The organism is Serratia sp. GW822-FHT06E05, assembly GCF_058799445.1.
The window spans coordinates 39,040-49,800 of the sequence record NZ_JBXALM010000015.1 but is presented as its reverse complement, the minus strand read 5'-3'; the positions used below and the strand labels follow the sequence as shown (position 1 = coordinate 49,800).

Here is a 10,761-nt window from a genome sequence, read left to right as displayed (position 1 = left end):
TTGGAGCGGGAAACGAGACTCGAACTCGCGACCCCGACCTTGGCAAGGTCGTGCTCTACCAACTGAGCTATTCCCGCCCGGCGTATCGATGTCGGAACTAAACGAAATTCTTCATCGGTACGGGGTGCGCATTATACGAGAAATCCTTTTTGCCGCAAGCCCCTGAAAGCAAAAAAACGCGATTTTTGTTTGATTGCCGATTAAAGCGCCAAACTGATTAATTAAGCGGCGGAATCGGCTGCTTTCGGCAGTAGGGCCCCGATCAAGAGGCCCTGCATTCGTTATAACTGGATGAAATGCTCGCGGTAATAGGCCAGTTCACCTACCGACTCGCGAATGTCGTCCATTGCCTGGTGGGTGCCCTGCTTCTTGAAGCCACTGAGGATTTCCGGCTTCCAACGGCGCGCCAGTTCTTTCAGCGTACTGACGTCCAGATAACGGTAATGGAAGTAGGCTTCCAGTTCGGGCATATAGCGGAACAGGAAACGGCGGTCCTGACCCACGCTGTTGCCGCAGATCGGCGATTTGCCCGCCGGTACCCACTGCTGCAGGAAGGCGATGGTGGCCAGCTCAGCGGCATGGTCGTCGAACTGGCTGGCTTTCACCCGCTCCACCAGGCCGCTGCCGGTATGGGTGCGCACGTTCCAGTCATCCATCAGGGCAAGCTGTTCATCGGATTGGTGTACGGCGATCACCGGCCCTTCCGCGAGAATGTTCAGATTGGCATCGGTGACCAGCGTAGCGATCTCGATAATGCGATCGCGTTCAGGATCCAAGCCGGTCATCTCCAGATCGATCCAAATCAGGTTATTTTCGTTTCCTGTCATGATATTTCCTGCGTAAAAGCCAAAAGATAAACAAACTGTAGGCAAGGCGGCGACCGGCGCTGGCCGTTCAGCGGCCAAGGTGCGCTGCGCGTGGCGGCTAACAACGGTTATTTAATATAAAATAGCGTGTATCATAGTCCTTTTGGTCGCCATGAGCGATAAAGCGGATTCAAGTGAGGCGCAGTGAGCAAGAACAAACTGTCCAAAGGTCAAGAACGCCGTGTACAGGCGAACCATCAACGTCGCCTGAAACGCACCGATAAAAAACCGGAACTGGATGATTCCCAGCTGGGCGAGCCGCAGGACGGCATCGTCATCAGCCGTTTCGGGATGCATGCCGACGTTGAGGCAGCGGACGGCACCCAACACCGCTGCAATATTCGCCGTACGCTGCGTTCGCTGGTCACCGGCGATCGCGTGGTGTGGCGCCCTGGCGTTGGTACCCATGAAGGGGTCAAAGGCATTGTCGAGGCCGTGCATGAACGCACCTCGGTGCTGACACGCCCAGATTTCTATGACGGCGTGAAACCTATCGCCGCCAATATCAACCAAATCGTTATCGTTTCGGCGATATTACCCGAGCTTTCGCTGAACATCATCGACCGCTACCTGGTGGCCTGTGAAACGCTGGAAGTTGAACCGCTGATCGTACTGAACAAGATCGATCTGTTGGATGCCGAAGCGCGCAAACGGGTCGACGGCATGATGGATACCTATCGCAAGATTGGTTATCGAGTGCTGGAAGTTTCCAGCCAGACGCGCGAAGGCATGGAAGCGTTTGAACAAGCGCTGGTCGGCCGCATCAGTATCTTTGCCGGGCAGTCGGGGGTCGGCAAGTCCAGCCTGCTTAACGCTCTGCTGCCAGCTTCCAAAGAGCAAATTCTGGTAAATCAGGTTTCCGATGTCTCTGGGCTCGGGCAACATACCACCACCGCTGCACGGCTGTATCATTTCCAGCACGGCGGCGACGTGATCGACTCCCCAGGCGTACGTGAGTTTGGCCTGTGGCACCTTGAACCGGAACAAATCACCCAAGGTTTTGTCGAATTCCGTAACTATTTAGGCGGTTGCAAGTTCCGTGATTGCCGCCACGATACCGATCCAGGCTGTGCTATCCGTGCCGCAATGGAAAAAGGCGATATCGCCAAAGAACGTTTCGACAACTATCACCGTATTCTGGAAAGCATGGCGCAAGTGAAGGTTCGCAAGAACTTCACCGATGCCGCAGACTGATAATGCCGGGCGGCGTTGACGGTGGCAGAGCCAGCGTTACAATGCGCGCCCTTTACCCTGATTCAAGAGGTTAAACGTGCTGGATAGCATCAAAATTAAATTGCAGTACTGGTTACCAAAGCTGGCTCTGACCCGCCTGGCGGGCTGGGGTGCGGACAAGCAGGCCGGTTGGTTGACCCAATTGGTTCTGAAGGGCTTTGCCCGTTATTACCGCGTAAACATGCAAGAGTCCCAACATCCAGAGCTGAGCGCCTACGCCAGCTTCAACGAATTCTTTGTACGCCCGCTGCGTGACGGCGCCCGCCCGATCATCAGCGACGCCAACTGGCTGGCCCTGCCCGCAGACGGTGCCATCAGCCAGCTCGGCCAGATCCACGACGACCAAATTTTCCAGGCCAAAGGCCACAACTACAGCCTGGAAGCGCTGTTGGCCGGCAACTATGTACTGGCAGAGCCGTTCCGTAACGGTCTGTTCGCCACCACCTACCTGGCTCCGCGGGATTATCACCGCGTACATATGCCGTGCAACGGCGTGCTGCGCGAAATGATTTATGTGCCGGGTGACCTGTTCTCCGTTAACCCATTGACCGCGGCCAACGTGCCAAACCTGTTCGCGCGCAATGAGCGTGTGATCTGCGTGTTTGATACCGCTGTCGGGCCAATGGTGCAGATCCTGGTGGGCGCCACCATCGTCGGCAGCATCGAAACCGTCTGGGCCGGCACGGTAACCCCGCCACGCGAAGGCATTATCAAACGCTGGACCTATCCTGAAGAAGGTGCGGATGGCGCTATCGTGCTGGAGAAAGGCGAAGAAATGGGCCGCTTCAAGCTGGGTTCGACGGTCATTAACCTGTTTACCCCAGGCAGCGTACAGTTCGCGCCGCAGTTGAACAACGGCACCGTGACCCGCATGGGCGAAGCCTTCGCAGAAATCCCGGCCGCGTCTGCTGCCGTTGAAACACCGCAGATCTGAAGGAATTGACGCTGTGCGCCTGATTATCACGTTATTGCTCGGTTGCTTACTGGCTCAACCGGTGCTGGCCGCCACGGTGCCCACCGAAACACAGCTCAAACAGGAGCTGAAGCAGGCCGAGAGCAACAAGAGCGCGCCTAATCAGGCGGAAACCACTGAGGCGTTGCAAAGCGCCCTCAACTGGCTGTCGGAGCGTAAAGAGTCGCTAACGCGCGTTGAGCAGTATCAGCGCGTGATCGACGATTTCCCGAAGATGACACAGGAACTGCGTCGTCAGTTAGCGCTGGAAGACAGCAAAATCCTGCCGAACGGCGATAACCTGCCGGCCAGCGATTTGGAACAGCAAATCCTGCAAACCAGCAGCCTGCTGCTGGAACAGGCGCGTTTGCTGCAGCAAGAGCAGGAACGCACGCGGGAAATCAGCGATTCCCTCGGCCAATTGCCACAGCAGCAGACCGACGCTCGCCGTGCATTGACCGAAGTTCAACGTCGCCTGCAGGCACAACCCGCCAACCCGACCACTCCGCATGCTCAGGCTGCGCTGGCGTTATTGCAGGCGGAAGCCGCTGCACGCAAAGCCAAAGTCGATGAGCTCGAACTGGCACAGCTGTCGGCCAACAACCGCCAGGAACTGGCGCGGATGCGCGCCGAAGTCTACAAAAAGCGCCACGAGAAGATTGACGTTCAACTGCAGGCACTGCGCAATAACCTCAATGCCCAGCGACAGCGCGAAGCCGAACTGGCACTGGAAAAAACCGAGCAGTTGGCCGAGCAAAATGGCGATCTGCCGAAAAGTATCAGTCAGCAGTTGCAAATCAACCGTGAACTGTCTGCGGCGCTGAACAATCAGGCCCAGCGCATGGATCTGATTTCATCCCAACAACGTCAAGCCGCCGCGCAAACGCTGCAGGTGCGCCAGGCATTAAGCACCATTATCGAACAGGCCCAGTGGCTCGGCTCCTCATCGGCGCTGGGAGAAACCCTGCGTGCTCAGGTCGCCACGCTGCCGGAAATGCCCAAGCCGCAGCAGCTCGATGGCGATATGGCCCAACTGCGCGTACAGCGCCTGCAGTTTGAAAGCCAACTGGAAAAACTGTCACAGCGCGAATTCAAACGTGACGACGGCAGTGAACTGACCAGCGCGGAAAGACGCATTGTCGACGCCCAGTTACGCACTCAGAGGGAACTGCTGAATTCACTGCTGTCCGGGTGCGATACTCAGATCCTCGAGCTGACCAAGCTGAAAGTGGCCAACACCCAGTTGATCGAGGCGTTAAACGAAATCAAGGACGCCACCCACCGCTATCTGTTCTGGGTGCCTGACGTCAATCCTATCACCCTGTCCTATCCGATTAACGTCGCGCACGATCTGACGCGTCTGCTGTCGCTGGATACGCTGTCACAGCTCGGTGGGGCCTTCATGATGATGGTGACCAGCCGCGAAACGCTGATCCCCATCTTCGGAGCCCTGCTGCTGGTTATTTTCAGCATCAGCTCTCGCAAGCACTACCACGCCTTCCTGACACGCGCCAGCAGCCGGGTTGGCAAAGTGACCCAGGACGAATTCTTCCTGACCCTGCGCACCGTATTCTGGTCGATTTTGGTGGCACTGCCGCTGCCGGTGCTCTGGGCAGCGCTCGGCTTTGGCCTGCAAAGCGCCTGGAACTACCCGGTAGCCGAAGCGATCGGCAAGGGTGTCACCGCCACGCTGCCGATCCTGTGGGTATGTATGATTTGCGCCGCCTTCGCCCACCCGCAGGGGTTGTTTATCGTGCATTTCCGCTGGCCGGTGAAGCAGGTTTCACGCGCCATGCGCTATTACAAAATGTCGATCTGGCTGATAGTGCCGCTGATCATGGCGTTGATCACCTTCGACAGCCTGAAAGAACGCGAGTTTGCCAATACCCTGGGGCGGCTGTGCTTTATCCTGCTGTGTCTGGCTTTGGCCATCGTCACCAATAGCCTGAAACGCGCCGGCATCCCGCTGTATCTGGATAAAAAAGGCTCTGGCGAGAACATGGTCAACACCGCGCTGTGGGGGCTATTGCTGTCCGCGCCGCTGCTGGCGGCGCTGGCCTCTGCCGTCGGCTATCTGACCACCTCTCAGGCACTGTTGGCGCGGTTGGAAACGTCGGTGGCCATCTGGTTCTTCCTGCTGGTGATTTACCACATTATTCGCCGCTGGATGCTGATCCAACGGCGACGTATCGCCTTTGACCGCGCCAAGCAACGCCGGGCCGATATTCTGGCTCAGCGCGCACGCGGTGAAGAAGAAACGCCGCATACGCCCAATAGCACCGAAGGATCGATGGACATGGATGATTCAGAGATCGATCTGGATACCATCAGCGCCCAGTCGCTCCGGTTGGTTCGTTCGATCCTGACGATGATCGCGCTGGTGTCGGTGATCGTGCTGTGGTCAGAAATTCACTCGGCCTTCGCCTTCCTGGAAAACATCTCCCTGTGGGACGTGACGTCGACGGTCAACGGCGTGGAAACCGCGCATCCAATCACCTTGGGTGCGGTATTGATCGCCATCCTGGTGCTGATCGTTACCATGCAGTTGGTGCGTAACCTGCCGGCCCTGCTGGAGCTGGCGGTACTGCAGCACCTGGATCTGTCGCCGGGCACCGGCTACGCCATCACCACTATTACCAAGTATCTGTTGTTGTTGTTCGGCGCCATCCTCAGCTTTTCCTGGATCGGTATCGAATGGTCGAAATTGCAGTGGGTAGTGACCGCGCTCAGCGTGGGGTTGGGCTTTGGTATGCAGGAGATCTTCTCCAACTTTATCTCCGGCCTGATCATCCTGTTTGAAAAACCGATCCGCATTGGTGATACCGTGACGATCCGCAACCTGACCGGTACCGTCACCAAGATCAACACCCGCGCCACCACCATTTCAGACTGGGATCGCAAAGAGATCATCGTGCCGAACAAGGCGTTTATCACCGAGCAGTTCATTAACTGGTCGCTGTCGGACAACCTGACTCGTGTGGTACTGACCGTACCGGCACCGGCAGAAGCCAATAGCGAAGAAGTGACCAAGATCCTGACCAATGCCGCCGAACGCTGTTCGCTGGTGCTGGATAATCCGGCACCGGAGGTTTATCTGGTCGATCTGCAGCAGGGTATCCAGATCTTTGAACTGCGTATTTACGCCGCCGAGATGGGCCACCGCATGCCGTTGCGCCACGAGATCCATCAGTTGATCTTGTCCGGCTATCGCGAGCACGGCATTACGCTGCCGTACCCACCATTCCAGGTACGCAGCGAGACGCTGTCCCGCCTGACCAGCAACGGTCGCACGCCGGCCTCCACACCGGCGCCCAACACCAAACGCGAATCGGGCAGTTTGTAACCGCCGTATGCAAAAAGGGTTCGGCCATGGCCGAACCCTTTTTTTATCGCAATGGCACTGAATTAGCGGTTATGCGCGCCCGACCGGGAAGGCCAACACTTCACTCAGGCTTTCAGCGCCCAACGCCAGCATCACCAGCCGATCAACGCCTAGCGCCACACCGGAACACTCCGGCATACCGTGCTGCAGCGCATCCAGCAGGTTGTTATCAATCGGGTGCTGCGGCAAACCGCGTTCCGCTCGCTTGCGGTTATCCTGATCAAAACGCTGACGCTGCTCGCGGCTGTCGGTTAGTTCACGAAAGCCATTCGCCAGTTCAATACCTTTGAAATAGACTTCGAAACGCTCCGCCACGCGGTGATCTTCAGTGCTGATCTCCGCCAGCGACGCCTGGCTGGCCGGGAAGTGATAAACGAACGCCGGTTTGTCACGGCCGATGTACGGCTCCACGCCAACGGTAAACAACAATTGCAGCAGCGTATCGCGATCCTCTTCGGTATCGGCAATGTTGCTCAGATCGAGTTTGGCCGCCGCTTCACGCAGTTGTACCTTCTCCGCTGACAGCGGATCGATATCCAGATGGCGCAGGAAAGCCTGTTGATAAGACAGGGTCTCCGCACTCTCGCAGTCCAGAACCTGCTGCAGCAGATCATCCACCTCGTTCATCAACCGGTACATGTCGTAGTGAGGGCGGTACCACTCCAGCATGGTGAATTCAGGGTTGTGATGACGACCGGCCTCTTCGTTGCGGAAACTGCGCCCCATCTGATAGATCGGCCCGCTGCCCGCCGCCAGCAGACGTTTCATGTGGTATTCCGGGCTGGTCATCATGTACAGCGTCATGCCATCCGCCGCACCGGGCCCGACAAAACGCGTCTGGAACGGGAACAGGTGAATATCGGTGACCGTCGCCTGGCTCATGGTTGGCGTCTCAACTTCCAGCACGCCACGATCGGCGAAGAAACGCCGGATCTCAGTCAGGATCGCTGCGCGTTTCAACAAATTGGCGATGGGTGCACTTGGCTGCCAGCTTGCCGTTTCGCTCATGGTAATTACTCCGAAATCAAACAGGGGATGCAGTCTACTCGTATCCTGGCATGCAAACAAATTCTTAACAGCCCGGCCGCTTTAACCTCGACATTACCTGATAAATAGTTGGCAAAAAGGTTAATAAAAGTTGAATAAACGTTAAATCTAACCCACAGGCAATTATCCTTCCGCCCGCCGGTTAAAAGGCAAAACAATCGATCACATCAAATTTCTTCTACTTAACTTTAGGTATAGTTAATTCCACATTATTGGTGGGAGATATCTATCCTTAAGCTTTATGCAACGACAATGAACTCAGTTAGTTAGCACCCGAAGAATATTTATAAATATTAAGCATAGATATTTAATTTGCCGTTCTTAACAAGAATATTGGAGGAATGCAGTGCAAACCTTTAACGCCGATCTTGCCATTATTGGGGCCGGGGGTGCTGGTTTACGTGCAGCAATAGCCGCAGCGGAAGCCAACCCCCAACTGAAAATCGCGCTCATCTCAAAAGTCTACCCGATGCGCAGCCATACGGTAGCCGCCGAAGGGGGATCCGCCGCCGTCACTCAGGATCATGACTCTTTTGACTACCACTTCAATGACACCGTTGCCGGTGGCGACTGGTTGTGTGAGCAGGACGTGGTCGACCATTTCGTCCACAACTGCCCGCGGGAAATGACCCAGTTGGAACAGTGGGGCTGCCCGTGGAGCCGTAAACCGGACGGTTCGGTCAACGTGCGTCGCTTCGGCGGCATGAAGATTGAACGAACCTGGTTCGCCGCCGACAAGACCGGCTTCCACATGCTGCATACCCTGTTCCAGACCTCGCTCAAATACCCGCAAATCCAACGTTTCGACGAGCACTTTGTGCTGGATATTCTGGTGGATGACGGTCAGGTCCGCGGTTTGGTCGCAATGAACATGATGGAAGGCACCCGCGTGCAGATCCGCGCCAATGCGGTGATCATGGCCACCGGCGGTGCCGGACGCGTGTACCGCTACAACACCAATGGCGGCATCGTCACCGGTGATGGCATGGGCATGGCGTTCCATCACGGCATCCCACTGCGCGATATGGAGTTCGTCCAATATCACCCTACCGGCCTGCCGGGTTCCGGCATCCTGATGACCGAAGGCTGCCGCGGCGAAGGCGGTATTCTGGTGAACAAGGACGGCTACCGTTATTTGCAGGACTACGGCATGGGCCCGGAAACCCCGCTGGGCGAGCCGAAGAACAAATACATGGAGCTGGGCCCGCGCGATAAAGTTTCGCAGGCCTTCTGGCACGAATGGCGTGCCGGTCGCACCATCGCCACCCCGCGCGGCGACGTGGTCTATCTCGACCTGCGCCATCTGGGGGAAAAGAAGCTGCTCGAACGCCTGCCGTTCATCTGTGAACTGGCCAAGGCCTACGTCGGCGTCGATCCGGTAAAAGACCCCATCCCGGTACGCCCAACGGCGCATTACACCATGGGCGGCATTGAAACCGATCAAAACTGCGAAACCCGCATCAAGGGGCTGTTTGCCGTCGGCGAATGCTCTTCAGTCGGTCTGCACGGTGCCAACCGTCTGGGATCCAACTCGCTGGCGGAACTGGTGGTGTTCGGCCGGGTGGCCGGTGAGCATGCAGCTCGTCGCTCGCTGGAATCTGGCCCGGCCAATGGCAGTGCCCTTGATGCGCAAGGGCGTGACGTCGAAACCCGACTCAGCAATTTGATGAAGCAGGAAGGCAGCGAAAACTGGTCGAAGATCCGCGATGAAATGGGGCTGTCGATGGAAGAAGGCTGCGGTATCTACCGTACGCCAGAACTGATGCAAAAAACCATCGATAAACTGGCTGAGCTGAAAGAACGCTTCAAGCGCGTCAAAATCACCGATAACTCCAGCGTGTTCAATACCGACCTGTTGTACACCATCGAGCTGGGCTACGGCCTGGACGTCGCCGAGTGCATGGCGCACTCCGCCTTCAACCGCAAAGAATCCCGCGGCGCCCACCAGCGTCTGGATGAAGGCTGCACCGAACGTGACGACGTGAATTTCCTGAAGCATACGCTGGCGTTCCATAACCCGAACGGCGCACCGCGCCTGGAATACAGCGACGTGAAGATCACCAAACTGCCACCGGCCAAACGTGTGTACGGCGCTGAAGCCGAAGCGCAGGACAAAAAGGATAAGGAGCAGGCAAATGGCTGAGATGAACACCCTGAAAATCGAGGTCATGCGCTATAACCCGGAATGCGACGCAGAGCCACATTTCGAGACCTTCGCGGTGCCTTACGATGAACAAACCTCGCTGCTCGACGCGCTGGGTTACATTAAGGATAACCTGGCGCCTGACCTTTCCTACCGCTGGTCATGCCGCATGGCCATCTGCGGCTCGTGCGGCATGATGGTCAACCGGGTACCGAAGCTGGCCTGCAAGACCTTCCTGCGCGAATACACCGACGGCATGAAGGTAGAGGCACTGGGTAACTTCCCGATTGAACGCGATCTGGTGGTCGATATGACCCACTTTATCGAAAGCCTGGAGGCGATTAAGCCTTACATCATCGGCAATAACCGCAAACCGGAAGACGGCCCTAACGTGCAAACACCGTCGCAGATGGCCAAGTACCACCAGTTCTCCGGCTGTATCAACTGCGGGCTGTGTTACGCCGCTTGCCCGCAGTTCGGTTTGAACCCAGAGTTCATCGGCCCGGCGGCAATCACCCTGGCGCACCGCTACAACCTGGATAATCGCGACCACGGCCAGAAACAGCGCATGGCGCAACTCAACGGCCAAAACGGCGTGTGGAGCTGTACCTTTGTCGGCTACTGCTCTGAAGTGTGTCCGAAGCACGTCGACCCGGCCGCTGCTATCCAGCAGGGCAAGGTGGAAAGTGCCAAAGACTTCATGATCGCCATGCTGAAGCCGCAATAAGGGAGAGAAACCGCAATGACAACACAACGTAAGCCCTATGTGCGCACCATGACGCCAACCTGGTGGCAAAAGCTCGGCTTCTATCGTTTCTATATGCTGCGTGAAGGGACCTCGGTGCCGGCCGTGTGGTTCAGCATCGTGCTGATCTACGGCGTTTTTGCGCTGAAAGGCGGTGCGGAGAGCTGGGCAGGGTTCGTCGGTTTTCTGCAAAACCCGCTGGTGCTGCTGATTAACGTAGTCGCCCTGCTGGCGGCGCTGCTGCACACCAAAACCTGGTTCGATTTGGCACCGAAAGCCGCCAATATCGTGGTCAACAGCGAAAAAATGGGGCCAGGGCCTATCGTCAAAGCGCTGTGGGCGGTAACGCTGGTCGCCAGCGTGGTCATCCTGGCCGTGGCCCTGCTGTAATCC

General features: G+C 57.0%; 8 protein-coding genes and 1 tRNA gene. 6 read left to right on the top strand and 3 right to left on the bottom strand.

All coding sequences use genetic code 11. The features are described from left to right. Nucleotide 1 precedes the first annotated feature (1 nt). Nucleotides 2-77 (bottom strand) — tRNA-Gly (locus AC1RKC_RS23670). A 204-nt stretch (nucleotides 78-281) separates the two neighbouring features. Then, nucleotides 282-827, bottom strand: a complete 546-nt coding sequence (gene orn / locus AC1RKC_RS23665) for an oligoribonuclease (protein WP_020824899.1) — start codon at nucleotides 825-827, stop codon at nucleotides 282-284. A gap of 183 nt (nucleotides 828-1,010) precedes the next feature. Here orn and rsgA point away from each other — a divergent pair, with 183 nt between their 5' ends. The 3 genes from rsgA to mscM all read left to right on the top strand — a co-directional run bounded on the left by rsgA (nucleotide 1,011) and on the right by mscM (nucleotide 6,394). Further along, nucleotides 1,011-2,060 (top strand): small ribosomal subunit biogenesis GTPase RsgA, encoded by a 1,050-nt coding sequence (gene rsgA, locus AC1RKC_RS23660; RefSeq protein ID WP_020824898.1) that lies wholly within the window; start codon nucleotides 1,011-1,013, stop codon nucleotides 2,058-2,060. A gap of 76 nt (nucleotides 2,061-2,136) precedes the next feature. Beyond that, nucleotides 2,137-3,033 carry an archaetidylserine decarboxylase gene (gene asd, locus AC1RKC_RS23655; protein ID WP_261135953.1) on the top strand — a complete coding sequence of 299 codons (897 nt, stop codon included), beginning with the start codon at nucleotides 2,137-2,139 and terminating at the stop codon, nucleotides 3,031-3,033. Nucleotides 3,034-3,046: 13 nt separating this feature from the next. Continuing rightward, the gene (gene mscM / locus AC1RKC_RS23650; RefSeq protein WP_046374665.1) at nucleotides 3,047-6,394 is read left to right on the top strand and encodes a miniconductance mechanosensitive channel MscM; all 3,348 of its coding nucleotides are present in this window, start codon (nucleotides 3,047-3,049) and stop codon (nucleotides 6,392-6,394) included. A 69-nt stretch (nucleotides 6,395-6,463) separates the two neighbouring features. On the opposite strand, the gene epmA is transcribed toward mscM, so the two are convergent. Beyond that, nucleotides 6,464-7,441, bottom strand: a complete 978-nt coding sequence (gene epmA, locus AC1RKC_RS23645) for an elongation factor P--(R)-beta-lysine ligase (RefSeq protein WP_020824895.1) — start codon at nucleotides 7,439-7,441, stop codon at nucleotides 6,464-6,466. Nucleotides 7,442-7,826: 385 nt separating this feature from the next. Here epmA and frdA point away from each other — a divergent pair, with 385 nt between their 5' ends. The 3 genes from frdA to frdC are packed head-to-tail and all read left to right on the top strand — an operon-like array spanning nucleotide 7,827 to nucleotide 10,758. Then, on the top strand, nucleotides 7,827-9,623 hold the full coding sequence (gene frdA / locus AC1RKC_RS23640; RefSeq protein ID WP_020824894.1) for a fumarate reductase (quinol) flavoprotein subunit: 1,797 nt from the start codon (nucleotides 7,827-7,829) through the stop codon (nucleotides 9,621-9,623). Further along, entirely contained in the window at nucleotides 9,616-10,350 is a 735-nt protein-coding gene (locus tag AC1RKC_RS23635; RefSeq protein WP_493092771.1) for a succinate dehydrogenase/fumarate reductase iron-sulfur subunit, read from the top strand. The genes frdA and AC1RKC_RS23635 overlap by 8 nt, the downstream gene beginning before the upstream one ends. Before the next feature lie 15 nt (nucleotides 10,351-10,365). After that, complete coding sequence (gene frdC / locus AC1RKC_RS23630; RefSeq protein ID WP_020824892.1) at nucleotides 10,366-10,758, top strand: fumarate reductase subunit FrdC; 393 nt, start codon at nucleotides 10,366-10,368, stop codon at nucleotides 10,756-10,758. Nucleotides 10,759-10,761 lie beyond the last annotated feature (3 nt).